The organism is Micromonospora radicis, from assembly GCF_003583405.1.
In the GTDB taxonomy this organism is placed as follows: Bacteria; Actinomycetota; Actinomycetes; order Mycobacteriales; family Micromonosporaceae; genus Micromonospora; species Micromonospora radicis.
Window position 1 is genome coordinate 24,906 of record NZ_QXEC01000028.1, and the last position, 19,927, is coordinate 44,832.

Below are 19,927 nucleotides of genomic sequence, written 5' to 3' on the forward strand. Positions count from 1 at the left end.
GGTGCCGAGCACCGAGAGGACGTCGACCATGCGTTGCCATACCTGCGACACCGAGACCGACCCGCGTACCAGAGAATGCCCGAGGTGCCGAACACCGATCGGCGCACCGGCCCTGCACCCCGGCGCCCGGCTCCACCCGGTCGAGGGAGTCGGCCGGGCCGCCGCCGTGGCCGTCGGCGCGGTGGTCCTGGCGTCGCTGGGCGTGCCGACGGTCCAGCTGGTCAACGTGCTGCTCGCCCGGCAGGCGGCCGGCGCTGCCGATGGTGACGAACTCCTGCTCGTGGCCGGTCTGCTCGAACTGGGGGTCGGGCTGGCGCTGACCGTGGCGCTGCTGGTGGCGGCCGTGCTCGTCATCATCTGGAGCTGGCGGGCCCGGAGCAACCTGGACGCCTTCCCGGGCGCCGGCCCCACCCTCGCCAGCGGCTGGGCGATCGCCGGCTGGCTGGTGCCCTTCGTGAACCTCGTCGTGCCCTACCGGGTGGTGGCCAACATCGCGCGGGAGAGCCTCTGGCGGTTGAGCACCCCCTGGTTGGTCAAGCTCTGGTGGGGCGCCTGGCTCGGTTACCTGCTCACCGACCGGATCAGCTCGCGCTCGACGATCGAGGAGTTCGACGCGCTGCCGTACCCGCAGACCTCGGCCGACTTCGAGGCGTACGTCGACTACTACGCCACCACCAGCGGGACGTACCTGCTGCCCACGCTCGCCTGCGTGCTGGCCGGCGTGCCGCTGATCGTGTTGATCCGGCAGATCTCCGCCGCCCAGACCGCCCGGATCGCGCGCGGCATGCCGACCGGCCCGATCATGCCGGGGATGACCCTGGGCGGCACCACCCCCGCCCCGGCCACTCCGGCGCTGGCTGGTTCGGCGTCGGCTGGTTCGGCGTCGGCTGGTTCGGCGTCGGCTGGTTCGGCGTCGGCTGGTTCGGCGTCGGCTGGTTCGGCGTCGGCTGGTTCGGCGTCGGCGGCGAGCGTCTCCCCGGAGACCCCGCCGCCGACGGCCGCCGCCGGCCCGGGTGGCACGATCGGGGCATGACGGAACTGGTCAGCCTGGACGACGTGCGAGCAGCTCGGGAGCTGGTCACCGGCGTCACCCGCACCACCCCGCTGGAGCCCTCCCGCCCGCTGAGCGCCGCGCTCGGCGGCCCGGTCTGGCTCAAGTGCGAGAACCTCCAGCGGGCCGGGTCGTACAAGGTGCGCGGCGCGTACGTGCGGATCGCGCGGCTGTCGACGCAGGAACGGGCCCGGGGCGTGGTCGCGGCGAGCGCCGGCAACCACGCCCAGGGGGTGGCCCTGGCCGCCGGGCTGGTCGGCACCCATGCGACGGTCTTCATGCCGGTGAACGCACCGCTGCCCAAGGTCGCCGCCACCAAGGGGTACGGCGCCCAGGTCGAACTGGTCGGCGCCACGGTGGACGAGTCGCTGGTCGCGGCGCAGACGTACGCCGAACGGACCGGCGCCGTGCTGATCCACCCGTTCGACCACCCGGACGTGATCGCCGGCCAGGGCACGGTGGCGCTGGAGATCCTGGAGCAGTGCCCGCAGGTGCGGACGATCGTCACCGGAGTCGGTGGCGGTGGACTGATCTCCGGGATGGCGGTGGCGGCCAAGGCGCTGCGCCCCGATGTCCGGGTGGTCGGTGTCCAGGCGGCCGGTGCCGCCGCCTTCCCGCCGTCGCTGGTGGCCGGCGAGCCGGTCCGCCTGCCCGCCTTCGCCACCATCGCCGACGGCATCGCGGTGGGCCGGCCCGGCGAGGTCACCTTCGCGCACGTCCGCAAGCTCGTGGACGAGGTCGTGACGGTGTCCGAGGAGGACATCTCGCGGGCGCTGCTGATGCTGCTGGAGCGGGGCAAGCAGGTGGTGGAGCCGGCCGGCGCGGTGGGGGTGGCCGCACTGTTGGCCGGTGCCGTCGAGGTGGAGACCCCGGTGGTGGCCGTGCTCTCCGGCGGCAACATCGACCCACTGCTGATGCTGCGGGTGATCGAGCACGGCCTGGCGGCGGCGGGCCGCTACCTGCGGGTCACGGTGCGCTGCTCCGACCGGCCGGGGCAACTCGCCTCACTGCTGGGGGAGATCGCCGAGCAGCGGGCGAACGTGGTGGACGTGGAGCACCAGCGGGCCAATCCGCATCTGCGCCTCGGCGAGGTCGAGGTGGCGTTGTCGGTGGAGACCCGTGGTGTCGAGCACTCCGACAAGCTGATCAGTGCCCTGCGGGCCAGCGGTTACCAGGTGACCATCGCGCCAGAGGTGTGACCCGGGTCGGCGGCACACCTCTGGCGACGGTGGTCGGACGGCCTCGGTGCGTGGCGCCGGTCAGCCGGAGAACGGCTCGAAGCTGACGACGGTCACCTTGATGTCCGCGCCGCTGGGGGCGGTGTAGGTGCAGGTCTGCCCGGCCTTGCCACCCAGGATCGCCTTGCCGAGCGCCGACTCGGGGCTGTAGACCGTCAGGTCGGTGGTGGCGGCGATCTCCCGCGAACCGAGCAGGAACGTCTCTGTGTCGTCGGCGTCGTCGTCGAAGTAGATCGTCACGACCATCCCGGGCGCCACGGCGTCGACGGTCGGCGCCTCGCCGACCTGGGCGGTGCGGAGCAACTCCTTCAGATAGAGGATGCGGCCCTCTGCCTTGCCCTGCTCCTCGCGGGCGGCGTGGTAGCCGCCGTTCTCGCGCAGGTCGCCTTCCTCACGCCGGGCGTTGATCTCGGCGGCGATGACCGGCCGGTTGGCGATCAACTCGTCGAGCTCGGCCTTCAGGCGGTCGTACGCGTCCTGGGACAGCCAGGTGGCGGGCGCCTCGTTGCCATTGGACACAGGCGGTCCTCCTCGTTCTGCGTGCTGGCTGACAGGTGAACCTTTAAGTTACCAGTGCCGTACGACAAGGAGTGTCGGTGATCACGTCCCGGATGCCCGTCCAGAGGTGCGGCCGACCGGACGGGCGGCGGCCCCAGGTGGACGGTCGGGCGTCCTCAGGCTGGCGGCCGGCAGCGGATGACCTCGCCGATGAAGGGGCGGGCGTCGGTGACGAGGCGGTGTCGGACGGTGATCTGACGTTGCCCGGCTGCGGCAGCCACCGCGACCTCCTCCCGGCCCACCTCGGCGCCGGCACTGTCCCGGGCGCGCAGCAGGCACACCGCCGATCCGCCCTCCGGCAGGTTCACCCGGAAGTCGACCACGACCTGCGTGTCCGTGATATCCGTGTAGGTGATCAGCTGGGTGTCGTACGCGGGATCGCCGTACTGCCGGTAGAGCCGGACCGAGATCGCGGTCAGGACGGCGACCAGGGCCACCAGCAGGATCGCGGTCAGCACCGGGCGGCGGCGACCGGGTTCGCGGCGGCGACCGTACCGGCCGGGCGGGAACATCGGCGTCCCCGGTGGAATTGTGGCGTGCGTCTCGGTCACCGGCGGGTATCTCCCTGGCGTTGTTGTCTGCGGCATCGGCAAGAATGGCGGTGGTCCGTCATTCCTGCCCGGTTCGTGCGCCGAGCCGGTCCGTCAGCGGAGCCGGTCCGTCAGCGGAGCCGGTCCGTCAGCGGAGCCGGTCCGGTCGGCAGAGATGACTGGTCAAATATGACAGGCCGGCGCGGGGTGGTACCGCGACGGGGAGGAATCCGGCAGGTCGACGGTGGGTCCCGGGTGGGCCGACCGGTCTGCAGAGACGAGGAGCGCCGACGTTGGCAGAGCAACTTCGACTCATGGCCGTCCACGCGCATCCCGACGACGAGTCGAGCAAGGGCGCCGCGACCACGGCGAAGTACGTCGCCGAGGGAGTGGACGTGCTGGTCGTGACGTGCACCGGCGGTGAGCGCGGCAGCGTGCTCAACCCCAAGCTCGACCGGCCGGACGTGTGGGCCAACATCGCCGACATCCGCCGGGCCGAGATGGACGCCGCCCGGGCCATCCTCGGCATCGAGCAGGCGTGGCTGGGTTTCGTCGACTCCGGCCTGCCCGAGGGCGACCCGCTGCCCCCGCTGCCCGAGGGCTGCTTCGCCCTCCAGGACGTCGAGGTGGCCGCCGGCCCGCTGGTACGCCTCATGCGTGAGTTCCGTCCGCACGTGGTCACCACGTACGACGAGGAGGGCGGATACCCGCACCCCGACCACATCATGTGCCACAAGATCAGTGTGGCGGCCTTCGATGCGGCCGGTGACGCGGCCCGCTATCCCGAGCTGGGCGAGCCGTGGCAGCCGCTGAAGCTCTACTACGACATCGGCTTCTCCAAGGGCAAGATCCTCGCGCTGCACGAGGCCATCCTGGCCGGCGGCGCGGAGTCGTCCCCGTACGCGGAGTGGCTGACCCGCTGGGACGATCGGCCGGACAAGGGGCCCCGGATCACCACCCGGGTGGAGTGCGCCGAGTACTTCCCGGTCCGCGACGACGCCCTGCGCGCTCACGCCACCCAGGTGGACCCGGACGGTTTCTGGTTCCAGGTGCCGATGGAGTTGCAGCAGCGCGCCTGGCCCACCGAGGACTTCCAGCTGGTCCGGTCGCTGGTCGACAGCCCGCTGCCCGAGTCCGACCTGTTCGCCGGAGTCCGGGAGACGGCCCATGCCCGTTGATCCGGCGGCGGGCTACCCTGGTCGAACACCGCACTCCGGAGGAATCCCATGCTGACCGCTGCCCAGGTGCTCGCCCAGAACAACTTCGGTGACACCCGTACCGGCGGCCTGGCCGGTCCGATGGGCCTGTTCCTGCTGTTGGTCCTGGGCACCGCGACGGTGTTGCTGATCCGCAACATGAACACCCGGCTGCGTCGCCTGCCGGACCAGTTCCCGGCGCAGCGGTCCGCCACCGAGGCGGACGCGGCGGGCCAGACGGTCGGTGATCCGACAGATGAGACCGTCGCGGCGGATTCATCCGGTCCCGCTCCCAATGCACACCAGCAGCACCGCGAGGGCTGATCGGGGCATGATTCACGTCGAACCGGATGGTCGCCCCCTGTTGCGACCACCGGGATTGGCTTAGCCTTCCGCCGGGGGGACCAGAAGTCCCCTGAGCCGCGCGCGGGAGGGGGCGCCGATGACCATGGCACTCGTGTCCGCCCGCCGGGTGTCCGTCGGCGGGCCGGCAGGAGGGGGTCGGTGACCTCCGGCAGGGCCGGTCATCCGAGCGACCGGTCCGCCCGCGGTGGCCCGCCACTCGGTGTCCACCTGCTCACCGCCGCCGTGCTCTGTACCGCGTTGATCGCCGTCGTGGTCGGCCTGAGCCTGCCGGCGCGGCTGCCGGCCGAGGATCCGCTCGGCGGGTCGGCGCGGTTCGGTCTCGCGGTCGCCCTGTTCGCGCTGGCCCAGTTGGCCCGGCTGCGGTTCCGGGCCGCGGCCGGCACCGTCAGCGTCACCTGGGGCGAGGCCGCGTTGATCGTCTGCCTCTATCTGGCACCGCCCGGCTGGCTGCCCGCCGCGGCGCTGATCGGCGTCGGGTTGGCCTGGGCGGTCCTGTCCATCGTCGACGAGGGGCGGACCACCTGGGACGTGGTCCGCATCGCCGGGGTACAGACCGCCGCCGTGGCCCTCGGCATGGCGGTCGCCACCGCTCTCGGCCAGCCGCTGCTGGCCGCCCCGACCCCGTCGCTCGTGCTCGCGGTCACCGCCGGTGCGGTCGCGTACCTGTTGGCCGGCGTCTGGCTCGGTGGGATCCTGCTGGCGTTGCGGCACAGCATGCCGGTCGGTCGCCCACTACTCGCCGCGCTGCGCGGCAAGCTGCTGATGTTCGTCGGCAACCTGGTCGTCGGCGTGCTCGTGGTCGTGCTGATCGAGACCGACCCGCGCTGGCTGCTCCTGCTGCCCGCCCCGCTCTGGCTGCTGCAACAGACCTACCGGCAGCGGCTGCGCGACGACCGGGAACGGCGGACCTGGCGGTCCTTCGCGGAGGCGACGGCCGCACTCAACCAGTTGGACGAGCGCGGCGTTGCCACGGCGGGCGTGACCGGCGCCCTGGCGCTGTTCGAGGCGGAGATCGTCGACGTGGAGGTGGTCCGGGGCGACGGCCGGTGGCGGCGCTACCGGGGTGACCCCGGCGGCCAGGTGGTCGACCGGGAGATACCGCCACCGGGCGACGGCGAGCCCGACCCGGAGGATCTGGTCCGCGACCTGTCGGTGGGCGAGGCGCGGGTCGGACGGCTGCGGGTACGGCTGCCACGGACCGCTCCGGCGACCGGGCGGGAACGCGATGCCCTGGCCGCGTACGCCGACGCCCTGGCCGCCGCGCTGCACGACGCGGCGACGCACCGGGAGCTGCGGCTGGTCACCGCGCGTTCGTCGTACGAGGCGGTGCACGACCCGCTGACCGGCCTGGCCAACCGGGCGGCCATGCTCAGCCAGGGTGACCAGGCACTCCGGCAACTGGCCCACGATCACCCCGTCGCCCTGCTGCTGCTCGACGTCGACCAGTTCAAGGAGGTCAACGACACCCTCGGGCACGCGGCCGGCGACCAGCTGTTGCGGCTCACCGCCAATCGGCTCGGCGCGCTGGCCCGCTCCGGCGACCTGCTGGCCCGGCTGGGCGGTGACGAGTTCGCCCTGCTGTTGACGTCCGTGCCGGTGGTGGCGGATCGGGTCGCGCCGGTGACGTACGCCCTGCGTCAGGCACGGGAGATCGCCGAGCGACTGGCCGCGCCGGCCGAGGTGGCCGGGGTGCGGATGTCCGTCGAGGTCTCCGTCGGGGTGGTGGCGGCCACCGCGGGCACCGCCGATCTGACGGAGCTGCTGCGACGCGCCGACATCGCCATGTACCAGGCCAAGAACGGCGGCGGCAGCGTGGCCACGTACGACAGCACGCGGGACGCGGCCAGCACCGACCAACTGGCGCTGCTGGCCGAGCTGCGCGAGGCGTTGCAGGCTGACGACCAACTGGTGCTGGTGCTGCAGCCCGCCGTCGACCTGAGCACCGGCGCGCCGACCGGCGTGGAGGCGTTGATCCGCTGGCGGCACCCGCGTCGCGGTTGGCTGAGCCCCGGCGACTTCATCCGCCCGGTGGAGAACAGCGACCAGCTGGGCACCTTCACCCGGTACGTGCTGGACAAGGCGCTCGCGGTCGCCGCCGGTTGGGCCCGCGACGGCCTGGACGTTCCCATCTCGGTCAACCTCTCCGCCCGCAGCCTGCTGGACCACCGCCTACCGACGGAGATCGCCGAGGCGCTGCGCCGGCATCAGGTACCGGCCGACCGGCTGGTTCTGGAGATCACCGAGACGGTGGTGATGAGCGATCTGGAGGTCATCGACCAGGTGCTCACCAGCCTGCGTTCGATGGGCGTGCAGCTGGCCGTGGACGACTTCGGCACCGGCTTCTCCTCGCTGGCCTTCCTCACCCGGGTACCGGTGGACGAGTTGAAGGTCGACCGGTCGTTCGTACTCCGGATGGGTGACTCCCCGGAGGCGGCGGCGATCGTACGGACCACCGTGGGACTGGCCCACGAGCTGGGGTTGCGGGTGGTGGCCGAGGGGGTGGAGACCGCCGCACAGCGCTCGGCCCTGGCGGAGCTGGGCTGTACCTCGGCCCAGGGCTACCACTTCTTCAAGCCGATGCCCGCGGACAAGATCGGTGCGGTACTGACCTCCCTGGCCCGCCAGGCCCCCACCAACGTCCTCCCCCTCCGCGCCGACGGCGCCTCCTAACCCCGACCCCCACCCACCCACCCACCCACCCACCCACCCAGCCAGTCGGCTGGTTGATCATGAGGTTGGCGGCGCTCGTGGCGACCAGAACCGCCGCCAACCTCATGATCAACTCGGCCGGGTCGGAGGTTAGGCGTGGGGGAGGGTGCGGGGGAGGGGGCGGGGAGGGGTGGGCAGGCCAGTGCGACCGTGATGGGCGCCGACAGGGACCGGAGTCTGCGCATGACGGGACCTCCTCGTCGCGGCACCGGTGAGAGTCGCCGGAGGTGTGTACAGATATAGATGGATGAAGGTGAACTGCGGAAGACCGTCCGGGGCACGACGTCCGACCGGCGGCCGATGGCCGGGCTGGATATGGTCGTCGGGTGAACCGACTCGCGGACGCCACCAGCCCCTACCTGCTCCAGCACGCCGACAACCCGGTCGACTGGTGGCCCTGGTGCGACGAGGCGTTCGCCGAGGCGAAACGCCGCGACGTGCCGGTGCTCATCTCGGTCGGCTACGCCGCCTGCCACTGGTGTCACGTGATGGCGCACGAGTCGTTCGAGGACGAGGCGGTCGGCAAGCTGCTCAACGAGGGCTTCGTGTCGATCAAGGTGGACCGGGAGGAGCGGCCGGACGTCGACGCGGTCTACATGACGGCGACCCAGGCGATGACCGGCCAGGGCGGCTGGCCGATGACGGTCTTCGCCACCCCGGACGGCACCCCGTTCTTCTGCGGGACGTACTTCCCCCGCCCGAACTTCGTCCAACTGCTCCAGTCGGTCGGCACCGCCTGGCAGGACCAGCGGGAAGCCGTACTGCGCCAGGGGGCCGCGGTGGTCGAGGCGATCGGCGGCGCCCAGGCCGTCGGCGGCCCCACCGCCCCGCTCACCGCCGACCTGCTCGACGCCGCCGCAACCCAGCTGGCCAGCGAGTACGACGAGACCAACGGCGGCTTCGGCGGGGCGCCGAAGTTCCCGCCGCACCTGAACCTGCTCTTCCTGCTGCGTCACCACCAGCGCACCGGCTCGGCGCGGAGCCTGGAGATCGCCCGGCACACCGCCGAGGCGATGGCCCGTGGTGGCCTGCACGACCAACTCGCCGGCGGCTTCGCCCGGTACTCAGTGGACGGGCACTGGACCGTGCCGCACTTCGAGAAGATGCTCTACGACAACGCCCTGCTGCTGCGGGTCTACACCCAGCTGTGGCGGCTCACCGGCGACGCGCTGGCGTTGCGGGTGGCCCGGGACACCGCCCGGTTCCTCGCCGACGAGCTGCACCGGCCCGGGCAGGGCTTCGCCTCCGCGCTGGACGCCGACACCGAGGGCGTCGAGGGGCTCACCTACGTCTGGACCCGGACCCAGCTGACCGAGGTGCTGGGCGCCGAGGACGGCCGCTGGGCCGCCGACCTGTTCGACGTCACCGACGCCGGGAACTTCGAGCAGGGCGCCAGCGTACTGCGGCTGGCCCGCGACGTCGACGACGCCGACCCGGCGGTGCGGCAACGCTGGCAGGAGGTGGTGGGTCGGCTGCTCGCCGCCCGGGACACCCGCCCCCAACCGGCCCGCGACGACAAGGTGGTGGCCGCCTGGAACGGTCTGGCGATCACCGCGCTCGCCGAGTTCGTCCGGCTGGTCGAGACCGCCGGGCGGATCGGCACCGAAGGCGAGGCGAACCTGCTGGAAGGGGTCACCATCGTCGCCGACGGCGCGCTGCGGGACACCGCCGAGTACCTCGCCCGGGTGCACGTGGTGGACGGCCGGCTGCGTCGTGCCTCCCGCGACGGCCGGGTCGGTGAGCCGGCCGGCGTGCTGGAGGACTACGGCTGCGTGGCCGAGGCGTTCTGCGCCATGCACCAGGTCACCGGCGAGGGCCGCTGGCTGGAACTGGCCGGGCAGCTGCTCGACACCGCGCTGGCGCACTTCGCGGCGCCCGGCGGGGCGTTCTACGACACGGCCGACGACGCCGAGCAGTTGGTCACCCGGCCGGCCGACCCGACCGACAACGCCACCCCGTCCGGCCGGTCCGCGATCGCCGCCGCGCTGGTGGCGTACTCGGCGCTGACCGGGCAGACCCGCTACCGGGAGGTTGCCGAGGCCGCCCTGGCCACCGTCGCGCCGATCGTCGGACGGCACGCGCGGTTCACCGGCTACGCGGCGACGGTGGGCGAGGCGCTGCTCTCCGGGCCGTACGAGATCGCGGTGGTCACCGCCGATCCGGCCGGTGATCCGCTGGTCGCGGCGGCGTACCGGCACGCCCCGCCGGGTGCGGTGATCGTGGCCGGTCAGCCGGACCAGCCGGGGGTGCCGCTGCTGGCCGACCGGCCGCCGCTCGACGGCCGGGCCGCCGCGTACGTCTGCCGGGGTTTCGTCTGCCAACGGCCGGTCGGCACCGTCGAGGAGCTGGTGACGCAGCTCGGCTGAGCCGGATCCGGCGGACGGCGGCCGGGCCCGCCCCGATAGGCTGGCGCCGCTATGGATTCCCGTACCGGTCTGCCGGTGGTCGGCATGGTGGGCGGCGGCCAGCTGGCCCGGATGACCCACCAGTCCGCGATCTCCCTCGGCCAGTCGCTGCGTGTGCTCGCCCTCACGCCGGACGACGGCGCGGCCCTGGTCGCCGCCGACGTCCAGTACGGCGACCACACCGACCTGGCCGCGCTGCGTACCTTCGCCAAGGGCTGTGACGTGGTCACCTTCGACCACGAGCACGTCCCGACCGAACACATCCGTACCCTCGCCGCCGAAGGGGTGAAGCTCTTCCCCCCGGCGGACGCCCTGGTGCACGCCCAGGACAAGCGGGCGATGCGGGAACGGCTCGACGGTCTGGGGGCGCCGAACCCGGCCTGGCGGCCCGTCGAGTCGCCGGCCGAGCTGGTCGCCTTCGGTGACGAGCTGGGCTGGCCGGTGATGGTCAAGGCGGCGCGCGGCGGCTACGACGGGCGTGGGGTCTGGCCGGTCGCCGACGCCGCGCACGCCACCGAGCTGGCGGAGACGCTGCTCGCCGGTGGCACGAAGCTGATCGTCGAGGAGCGGGTGCCGCTGCGCCGCGAACTGGCCGTGCAGGTGGCCCGCTCCCCGTTCGGGCAGGTCGCCGTCTACCCGGTGGTGGAGACGGTGCAGCGCGACGGGATCTGCGTCGAGGTGCTGGCGCCCGCGCCCGGCCTGCCCGAGGAGTTGGCGGTGACCGCCCAGCAGCTCGCCATCGACCTGGCCACCGCGCTGGACGTGGTGGGCCTGCTGGCGGTGGAGCTGTTCGAGGTCGCCGACGACTCGGCGGCCGGTGGCGGCCGGATCCTGGTCAACGAACTGGCCATGCGCCCGCACAACTCGGGGCACTGGACCATCGAGGGGGCCCGTACGTCGCAGTTCGAGCAGCACCTGCGGGCGGTGCTGGACTACCCGATGGGCGACACCTCGCTGACCGCGCCGGTGGTGGTGATGGCGAACGTGCTCGGTGGTGAGCCCGGTGGCATGCCGATCGACGAACGGTTGCACCACCTCTTCGCCGCCGAACCGACCGCCCGGGTGCACCTGTACGGCAAGCAGGTCCGCCCCGGCCGCAAGATCGGGCACGTCACGGTGCTCGGGGACGACCTGGGCGAGGTACGGTCCCGCGCTGCGCGGGCGATGTGTTGGCTACGCGACGGTACGGAGGGATCAGCGTGAGCACCGTCGGTTTGATCATGGGTAGCGACTCGGACTGGCCGACCATGAAGGCGGCCGCCGAGGTGCTCGACGAGTTCGAGGTGCCGTACGAGGTCGAGGTCGTCTCCGCCCATCGCACCCCGGTCAAGATGATCGACTACGGCCGGGCCGCCGCCGGACGGGGCGTCAAGGTGATCATCGCCGGTGCCGGTGGCGCCGCCGCCCTGCCCGGCATGGTCGCCTCGGTCACCCCGCTGCCGGTGATCGGCGTACCGGTGCCGCTGAAGCACCTCGACGGGATGGACTCGCTGCTCTCCATCGTGCAGATGCCGGCCGGTGTGCCGGTCGCCACCGTGTCGATCGGCAACGCCCGCAACGCCGGGCTGCTCGCCGTACGCATCCTCGGCGTGTCCGATCCGGCCCTGCTGGACCGGATGTCGGCGTACCAGGCCGACCTGGAGCAGCTGGTCGCCGAGAAGGACGCCGCCCTGCGCGCCTCGCTGGCCTAGCGGGTCGGCCGGACCCCGGTCCGGAACCGCCTTGGCAGGGGCGATCCCCTGCCAAGGATCCGTGCGCCGGGCGGGCGGGTCAACGCATGCCGCGTAGGGCGGTCTGGAGGCGTTCCTGGGCGCGACGGCGTCGCTCGTTGCTGGCGCCCAGGATCAGCAGCAGGAATCCGACCGGGATCAACGCCAACCACGGACCGAGGCTGAACAGCGCGTGTACGGCCGCGATCGCGGTGACGACCGCGCCGACGATCACCGGCGCCTGCTGTTGACTCATCGACCCGAAGACCAGGACGCCGACCGCGCCGAGCAGCAGCAGCACCTGGCGCAGCGTACTCGAGTCGGTGGCCACCACGATGGCCAGCGTCGGTACGAAGGCGGTCACCAGCGCCGGCCCGTACGCCACCCAGCTGCTCAGCTCGGGGCGTTGCCGCAACTCCAGGACGCCGACCAGCAGGGCCAGCGCGGCGAACGGCAGGGTGTATGCCTCGGGCAGCGCCACGTTTGCGACCCACATCAGGATCCACCAGGCGGTGATTTCGCAGATCACCACCGCCCAGAACAGGATCCGTCGCTCGACCGGGCGACGGCCGGGGCGCAGGGCCGCGATGCCGAGGACCGCACCCCAGGCGGCCAGCAGCGCGGCGATGTGCCGGGGCGAGTCGAAGGCCAGGGCCAGCGCGATCAGCGCGGCGGCGTGGGCGCTCCATTCCACCGTCGCCGCCTCACGCTGCGCCTCGGGGCGACGTAGCCGGGGCAGCGTCGCGGCGAAGACCTGGAGGGCGGCGCCGACCGCGAGTACGCCGAACGCGGACCAGACCGCGGCGAGCCCAGCCACCAGACCGGCGGTGAGTACGAACAGCTGCGCCATCAGCGAGGCGAACAGCCAGCCGAGGATGCGCGCCCGGGCGGTGGTGCCGAACAGCGCTGCGACCACGCCGACGCCGACGGCACCGCCGAGGCTCAACAGGGTCAGGTCCCGGGTGGCGAGGCTGCCGGCCAGCCCCGCCCCACCGGCGGCCAGGCCGATCAGGAAGACCAGTACCCGGGCCAGCCGCAACGACCGTGCCCGCTCCACGATGGACGGCGGTGGGGTCAGCGCCAGCCCCAGCATCGAGATGGTGAACACCACCAGTGCCGCCCGGGTGCTCGTCGGCCAGCCACCACCGAGGGCGATCGGGGCGATCAACAGGGTCACCGCGGCGCCGGGCAGCACCACCGGTACGGCCCGGGAACGACGGCCACCGCTGAAGCCGGTGGCCGCCAGCGCCGCCGTCACGGTGAGCAGCAGCGCGGTCAGCACGTGGGTGGGGTTGACCGCGGCGGGCGGGGGATCGAGCAGTTCGGGTGGCGGGCCCTGCCAGATCCGGTCGAGCGTACGGTGCGGGTCGACCAGCGCGGCCAGCAGCGACGGCGCGATGGAGATCAGCGCCAGGACGGTCGGCAGGGCAGCGGCGGCCAGCGCCCCGGCGGCCGGGCTCACCCGCCACCTGCGCCGGGAAGCGTCGTCGGGCGATCGGCGCAGCGCCCCGTCCAGCAGCACCGACCAGCGGCGGATCGGGGTACCCGGGTCGGCGGGTGGTTCGGTGGCGCCGCGGACCAGTTCGGCGAGCACCCCGAGCAGGGCCGCCGCGGCCGCGTAGACGCCGATCGGCAGGTGGACGGGTACGGCCGCCAGCGCGGTCACCACCGCGCCACCGGCCACTCCGGCGCTGGCCCAGGGGAGGTACTGCGGAACCTGCCGGCGGACCACGGCCACCGCGGCCAGCCCGAGGCTCGACGCGGCCAGGCCTGCGGTCAGTACCACCTCGGGCAGGTGACCGAACTCGGCCGCCAGCGCGGCGGTGGCCCCGGGCAGCGCCAACAGCGCTGCGCCCAGCGCGGCGCCGCCGATCTGCGCCAGATGCGGCGGCATGCCCTCGCGGTCGAGGTCGTCGACGAGCGAGACCGCCGTGGACCGGGCCAGCGCCGCCACCACCGTGCCGATCACCGCGATGCTGCCCAGCGCCAGCGCGGTGGTCGACGGGCGGACCAGACCGGCGCCGGCCGCGTGCAGCGCCACCACTGCGGCGACGGTGATCCGGGACAGCGCGGCCCGCGGGTCGTACGAGGCGACGGCGGCCATCCCGACGACGGTCGCGACCATGGCGCCGATCAGGACCGGCGACCACCAGGCCAGGTCGAAGGCGGCGGGGGCGCCGATGGTGGCCAGCACCACCGCCACGCCGGAGACGTCGTAGCGCCACGGCGGTGGCAGCAGGATGCCGGCGGCCAGCGCGAGCAGCAGCAGCGCGATCGGGCCCTGCCAGGTGGTACCGCCGGTCGGCGCGGCCGGCCAGCCGCTGAGGTCACCGTTCCAGATCGGACCGGGGGTGGCCAGGACACCGACCCCGCCACGCAGCGCCATCCAGCCGGCCAGCAGGCCGATCAGCACCCCGCCGACGGCGAGCCCGAGCACCGGCCCGCGTCGCCACTGTTCCGGCATCGCCCGGGCGGCCACCGCGACCACCAGGACGAGCGCGGCGGCGACGGCGAGCTGTCCGCCGGGCGCGACCACCGTGCCGATCCGCAGCAGCGTGGCGACCAGTGCGGCGGTCACCGCCGCGGCGGCCAGGTCGGAGCCGTCCAGCGCCAGGTCGGCGCGGCGGCCGAGGTCGATCGAGGGGGCGAGGAAGAGGAGCACGGCGGAGACCAGCAGCAGCGCGGCGACCCAGGCGTCGGCCACGGTGGCGCCGGGCGCGCCGAACCCGGCGGCGGCGACCATCAGCGCGCCGAGGCCGGTACCCACCGACAGCGGTGCCGGGATCTGCCGCTGGGACACCTGGACGACGGCGGCGTAGCCGAGCGTGACGCAGACCGCGAGGAAACTGGCGGCCAGTACCGGCACGGTCGCCTCGCGCAGGCTCGCCGGGGTCAACACGGGGCCGTCGGGCGCGACGGCCGCGACGAAGGCGGCCACCGCTCCGGGCAGTGCGAACGCCGCACCACCGGCGGCCCACGCCGAGACGGTGTCCGCCGCGGCCGGGGCGAGCCGGATCCGCGGCGCGGCGGCGATCAGGACGCCGGCGAGGGCGAGGGCGAGCAGTACGGCGGCGGTCAGCGCCGGACGGGCCAGGGCGGCTCCGGCGCCGGCCAGCCCGACGCCCGCGGCGGCCACCGCGTGCGCCAGCGCGGCCCGGGTGGTGCGGGCGGAGAGCCCGAGCGCCCCGATGCCGATCGCGGTGAGCACCATCGGCCACGGTGCCACCGCCCAGCCCAGCCCGAACGAGGCGGGTACGGCGAGAGCGGTCAGCGCGGCACCGGTCACCGCGAACTCGCGGCGGATCTCCGGCGGCAGCGCCAACACCGCCGCGACGGTGAGCAGGAAGGCGCTGGCGGCGAGCTGCCACGTGGTCGGTCCCACCGCGGCGGCCAGCTCGGCCGGGTAGCTGTCGAGGTCGGCCGCCCAGGCCGGCAGCGCGGCCTGGATCGGCGCGATGCCGGCGCGCAGGGCGCTGCCCGCGACGACCACGCCGCTGACCGTGAGCGCCACCGCGGAGGCCAGTTGTGGTCCACGGCGGGCCGATTCCGGTACCGCGCGCACCGCCAGGCCGGTGACCGCGATGACGGCCGCGATCAGCAGCAGCGAGCGTCCGGGCAGCGCCACCGAGGCGACCCGGCCCAGCGCGCCGATGACGGCGAGGGTGAGTACGCCGGCACCGATGTCGGGTAGCGGCGCCCGCCGGAGCACCAGCGTGCCGGCCAGGCAGACCGCGGCGGCGAGCAACAGCACCAGCCCGGTGCCGACGGCATCGGGCACGGTTTCGGCCCGCAGCAGCGCGGTCACCGCGGAGCCGAGGGCCAGCACCACGGCGACGCCGTGCAGCGCCCAGGTCAGCTCCCGGAGCCCGGGCACCGGGCGAGCGGGCGTGCTGGCCGCAGTGGCGGCGATCGGGTCCAGCACCTCACCGGACTCTTCCGGGGCGCCCTCGGGGCGGCCTTCGGCCGGCCGCTGGCGCGGGGTGCTCGGCCGGCCGGGCGGGGTGGCCGGACCGTCGACCGGTGGCCGTTCCACGGTGACCGGGGAGCGGGCCAACCAGAGATCGATCACGGCCACCACGGTCAGCACCACCGCCCAGCCCGCGGGGCCGCTGACCCGGTCGTACGCCAGCAGCGGCACCACCGGCTGGGCGGCCAGCACGGTGGCGAAGCGGGGCGCGCGCAGCCGGGTCCAGCCGGCGTACCCGACGGAGACGGCGGCGGTGACCGCGAAGATCACCCCGGCGAAGACCGCGCCGGAGGCGCCGCCGCCGATCCGGTCCACCGCCCACAGCGCGTACCCGGCGAGCGGCACCAGCAGCAGACCGACCGCGGAGATCGTCTCGGCGGTGGAGGTCAGCCCGCGTCGGGTCAGCACCGGTGGGGCGAGCAGCATGAGCACGGTGGCCAGCAGCAGGATGCCGAGCCGGGCCAGCGCGTCCATCGAACTGGTCGCGACCACGGCGAAGACCACCGCGGCCACCCCGAGCAGCAACGCGCCGAGGCCGAGCGGGATGTTCTGGACCTCTCGCGAGGACGCCTCCGGCGGGTGCTCCGGGTCGTCGGCGTCCAGCCAGACGGGCGCGGTACGCGCTGGCGGCGGGTCGTCGGGGCCGGGGGTGGCGCCCTGCCGTGGTACCCGGGGTGGTGACCCGGGGCCGGCGGTCGGCTGTCCCCGCGGCGGCGCCGGGTCAGCCGGTGGCGGTGGGACGGTGCTCCGCTTCGGCTGCTGGGCGGGCGGCACGGTGTCGTTGCCGGACGGCTTGGCCGGTGGCCGACGCCGCAGCACCCGGCGCGGCCGGGCGGTCTGCCGGACCCGTTCGTCACCGACGTTGCCGGCGTGTGCGAGCGTGTCCCGCTGGAAGATCGCGGCCTGCATCTTGGACGCGAGTTGCCGCTGCTCACTGGCGATGGCGGCCTCGCGGGCCTTCATCTCCGCGATGGACCGTTCGATCTCGGCCAGGTGCTCGGCCCACTGTGGCTGGTGGGCGCCGCATCGCGGGCAGCGGACCGCCGGCTTGATCTCCCGACCGCACGAGGAGCACTGAAAGGTCGCCACGACACCCCTCCACCCGCACTGTGGATTCCCACTGTCGCAGCATGCACAATGCCGCCCCGGAATTCGACAGTTGTCGGCGGGTCACCCCCCGTCCGCCGCCGAAGGCGCGGGCCACCTTCACAGATCTTGCACTTTCGGTCGCCGCATTCCGCGCATAAGCCGCCGAACGCCGACCGAAAGTGCAAGATCGCGGGCAGGGGTGCCCCCGGGATCGGCTACGGCCGTCCCAGCCCCCGGTACTCCCAGCCCGCCTGGGTCCAGAGCGTCGAGTCGAGGCAGTTGCGGGCGTCGACCACGCGGCGGCCGGCGACCAGGTCGCCGAGGGCGTTCGGGTCGGCGTTGCGGAAGTCCGCCCACTCGGTGAGAACGCAGACCAGGTCGCTGCCGGCGACCGCCTCGGCGATACCGGACTCGTAGGTCAGCTCCGGAACCGCGCGGCGGGCGTTGTCGATGCCCTGCGGGTCGTAGACGTGAACGTCGGCGCCGGCCTTGTGCAGCAGCGCGGCGACGGCGAGGGCGGGTGCGTCGCGTACGTCGTCGGTGTTGGGTTTGAAGGTGGCGCCGAGCACCGCGATCCGGGTGCCGGACAGGTCCGGGCCGGCGGGGCCGGAGCGGCGGCCGAGCAGCTCGGCGGCGAGTTGCAGGACCCGGGTACGGCGGCGCAGGTTGATCAGGTCGACCTCGTGCAGGAAGCGCAGTGCCTCACCGGCGCCCAGTTCCTGCGCCCGGGCCTGGAAGGCCCGGATGTCCTTGGGCAGGCAGGCGCCGCCGAAGCCGAGCCCGGCCTGCAGGAAGCGGTTGCCGATCCGCGGGTCGTACCCGATGGCGCGGGCCAGCTGGGTGACGTCGCCGCCGGCGACCTCGCAGACCTCGGCCATCGCGTTGATGAACGAGATCTTGGTGGCCAGGAAGGCGTTCGCGGCGACCTTGACCAACTCGGCGGTGGCGAAGTCGGTGACCACCAGGGGTACCTCGCGGTCCTCGGTGGCGGCCAGGTCGAACACGCCCTTGTGCGCCGCGTACAGCATGCTGTTGGCCCACTCGCTCTTGACGCCGACCACGATCCGGTTCGGCCGCAGTACGTCGTCGACGGCGAAGCCCTCCTGGAGGAACTCCGGGCTCCAGGCCACCTCGACGTCGAGGTTGGTGGGGGCGTGCTTGCTGACCAGCTGCTCCACCCACTCGGCGGTGCCCACCGGGACGGTGGACTTGCCGACGATCAACGCCTTGCGGCTGAGGTGCTGGGCGAGGCTGGTCACCGACGCCTCGACGTACGACAGGTCGGCGCCCATCCCGTCGGCGCGCTGCGGCGTGCCCACGCAGATGAAGTGCACGTCACCAAAGTCGGCGGTCTCGGCGATGTCGGTGCTGAACCGCAGGCGGCCGGCGGCGAGGTTGCGCCGCAGCAGCTCGTCCAGGCCGGGCTCGTGGATCGGCACCTCACCGGCGTTCAGCTTGGCGATCTTGTCTGGGTCGACGTCGTAGCCGAGTACCTCGTAGCCGAGTTCTGCGTAGCAGATGGCGTAGGTCGCGCCGAGGTAGCCGGTGCCCAGGAACGTCACCCGGGGGCGGGAGGCACCCGAGGGGGGTGTCACCGCGGCGATGACGGGCATCGGCTGGGTGTTCGGGTACGGGATGGTCACGCCTGTCTCTCCGCTCGTACTGGCGGCGCAATCGCGTCGCGGTCCGCTGCGGCGCCTGGCCGGGCACCGGAGGGGTAGTGCTGGGTACGTCTTCCATCATCGCCGAACGGCGGTGGGCTCCGTCATCGGCGATCCTACGCGCCGGTAACATCGCCTGAACTGTGGTCGTTATCCTTCATTCTGCGCGGTGGGCGTCCCGGTGACGACCTACAGATTGCGCATGATAGCCGTCAAGGGGAGGGGCCGGCATGGCCGCAGATCAGTCGTCGTTCGACGTGTATCGGTTGCCCGAGGAGCATGAGGCGATCCGGGAGGCGGTCCGTGAGGTCTGTGCGGCCAAGGTGGCGCCGCAGGCCGCTGAGGCGGACGAGAGCGGTGAGTTCCCGAAGGCGTCGTACGACGCCCTGCGGGCCGCGGACTTCCACGCTCCGCACATCCCGGTCGAGTACGGCGGCGCCGGGGCGGACGCCCTGGCCACCGCGATCGTGATCGAGGAGGTGGCCCGGGCCTGCGCCTCGTCCTCGCTGATTCCGGCGGTGAACAAGCTGGGCACCATGCCGCTGCTGCTGGCCGGATCGGACGAACTCAAGCGCCGCTACCTGACCCCGGTCGCCGCCGGTGAGGCGATGTTCTCGTACTGCCTCTCGGAGCCGGAGGCCGGCAGCGACGCGGCGTCGATGACCACCCGGGCGGTACGTGACGGAGAACACTGGGTGCTCAACGGCGTGAAGCGGTGGATCACCAACGCCGGGGTCTCCGAGTTCTACACGGTCTTCGCGGTGACCGACCCGAGTGCCCGGTCCCGCGGCATCTCCGCCTTCGTGGTCGAGAAGTCCGATCCCGGCGTCAGCTTCGGCGCGCCGGAGAAGAAGCTCGGCATCAAGGGCTCCCCGACCCGCGAGGTCTACCTGGACAACGTGCGGATCCCGGCGGACCGGATGATCGGCGCCGAGGGCACCGGGTTCGGCACCGCGATGCAGACCCTGGACCACACCCGGGTGACCATCGCCGCGCAGGCGGTCGGCATCGCCCAGGGCGCGCTCGACTACGCCAAGGGGTACGTCGCCGAGCGCAAGCAGTTCGGCAAGGCGGTCGCCGAGTTCCAGGGCGTGCAGTTCATGCTCGCCGACATGGGCATGAAGCTGGAGGCGGCGCGGCAGTTGACGTACGCCGCGGCCGGCCGGTCCGAGCGGGGCGACGCCGACCTCACCTACTTCGGCGCGGCGGCCAAGTGCTTCGCCTCCGACGCCGCGATGGAGATCACCACCGACGCGGTGCAGCTGTTGGGCGGCTACGGCTACACCCGGGACTACCCGGTGGAGCGGATGATGCGCGACGCCAAGATCACCCAGATCTACGAGGGTACGAACCAGGTGCAGCGGATCGTGATGGCCCGCCAGCTGCTCAAGGGCTGACGTGCGACGCCCGCCCGGCGGGGTCGCCACCGGGCGGGCGCGGGTGCGTCC

At 73.2% G+C, this 19,927-nt stretch carries 13 protein-coding genes; 9 read left to right on the top strand and 4 right to left on the bottom strand.

The features are described from left to right. Window positions 1–28: 28 nt before the first annotated feature. On the top strand, window positions 29–1,033 hold the full coding sequence (locus tag D2L64_RS22815) for a DUF4328 domain-containing protein (RefSeq protein ID WP_119579258.1): 1,005 nt from the start codon (window positions 29–31) through the stop codon (window positions 1,031–1,033). Next, the gene (gene ilvA / locus D2L64_RS22820) at window positions 1,030–2,250 is read left to right on the top strand and encodes a threonine ammonia-lyase (RefSeq protein WP_119579259.1); all 1,221 of its coding nucleotides are present in this window, start codon (window positions 1,030–1,032) and stop codon (window positions 2,248–2,250) included. Before D2L64_RS22815 ends, ilvA begins: the two co-directional genes overlap by 4 nt. 60 nt (window positions 2,251–2,310) lie before the next feature. Here the strand turns inward: ilvA and greA are convergent, their stop codons facing one another. Together greA and D2L64_RS22830 are read right to left on the bottom strand one after the other, a co-directional pair. Further along, complete coding sequence (gene greA, locus D2L64_RS22825) at window positions 2,311–2,808, bottom strand: transcription elongation factor GreA (protein WP_119579260.1); 498 nt, start codon at window positions 2,806–2,808, stop codon at window positions 2,311–2,313. 155 nt (window positions 2,809–2,963) lie between these two features. After that, on the bottom strand, window positions 2,964–3,398 hold the full coding sequence (locus D2L64_RS22830) for a DUF4307 domain-containing protein (protein ID WP_119579261.1): 435 nt from the start codon (window positions 3,396–3,398) through the stop codon (window positions 2,964–2,966). A gap of 272 nt (window positions 3,399–3,670) precedes the next feature. Here D2L64_RS22830 and mca point away from each other — a divergent pair, with 272 nt between their 5' ends. From mca to purE, 6 genes are all read left to right on the top strand, one after another. Beyond that, window positions 3,671–4,555: a mycothiol conjugate amidase Mca gene (gene mca, locus D2L64_RS22835; protein WP_119579262.1), complete on the top strand. Its 885-nt coding sequence runs from the start codon at window positions 3,671–3,673 to the stop codon at window positions 4,553–4,555. Between the two features lie 48 nt (window positions 4,556–4,603). Further along, window positions 4,604–4,897, top strand: a complete 294-nt coding sequence (locus D2L64_RS22840; protein ID WP_119579263.1) for a hypothetical protein — start codon at window positions 4,604–4,606, stop codon at window positions 4,895–4,897. Window positions 4,898–5,077: 180 nt separating this feature from the next. Then, on the top strand, window positions 5,078–7,609 hold the full coding sequence (locus D2L64_RS22845) for an EAL domain-containing protein (RefSeq protein WP_119579264.1): 2,532 nt from the start codon (window positions 5,078–5,080) through the stop codon (window positions 7,607–7,609). A 365-nt stretch (window positions 7,610–7,974) separates the two neighbouring features. Next, window positions 7,975–10,014, top strand: a complete 2,040-nt coding sequence (locus D2L64_RS22850) for a thioredoxin domain-containing protein (protein ID WP_119579265.1) — start codon at window positions 7,975–7,977, stop codon at window positions 10,012–10,014. A 51-nt stretch (window positions 10,015–10,065) separates the two neighbouring features. After that, on the top strand, window positions 10,066–11,256 hold the full coding sequence (locus tag D2L64_RS22855) for a 5-(carboxyamino)imidazole ribonucleotide synthase (protein ID WP_119579266.1): 1,191 nt from the start codon (window positions 10,066–10,068) through the stop codon (window positions 11,254–11,256). Then, window positions 11,253–11,744, top strand: coding sequence for a 5-(carboxyamino)imidazole ribonucleotide mutase (gene purE / locus D2L64_RS22860; RefSeq protein ID WP_119579267.1), 492 nt, complete (start codon window positions 11,253–11,255; stop codon window positions 11,742–11,744). Before D2L64_RS22855 ends, purE begins: the two co-directional genes overlap by 4 nt. A gap of 79 nt (window positions 11,745–11,823) precedes the next feature. Here the strand turns inward: purE and D2L64_RS22865 are convergent, their stop codons facing one another. Together D2L64_RS22865 and D2L64_RS22870 are read right to left on the bottom strand one after the other, a co-directional pair. Then, window positions 11,824–16,818 (bottom strand): SCO7613 C-terminal domain-containing membrane protein, encoded by a 4,995-nt coding sequence (locus tag D2L64_RS22865; RefSeq protein ID WP_119579268.1) that lies wholly within the window; start codon window positions 16,816–16,818, stop codon window positions 11,824–11,826. Between the two features lie 215 nt (window positions 16,819–17,033). Further along, the gene (locus tag D2L64_RS22870) at window positions 17,034–18,461 is read right to left on the bottom strand and encodes a UDP-glucose dehydrogenase family protein (RefSeq protein WP_119579269.1); all 1,428 of its coding nucleotides are present in this window, start codon (window positions 18,459–18,461) and stop codon (window positions 17,034–17,036) included. A 248-nt stretch (window positions 18,462–18,709) separates the two neighbouring features. Here D2L64_RS22870 and D2L64_RS22875 point away from each other — a divergent pair, with 248 nt between their 5' ends. Beyond that, complete coding sequence (locus D2L64_RS22875) at window positions 18,710–19,876, top strand: acyl-CoA dehydrogenase family protein (protein WP_119579270.1); 1,167 nt, start codon at window positions 18,710–18,712, stop codon at window positions 19,874–19,876. Window positions 19,877–19,927: the final 51 nt, after the last annotated feature.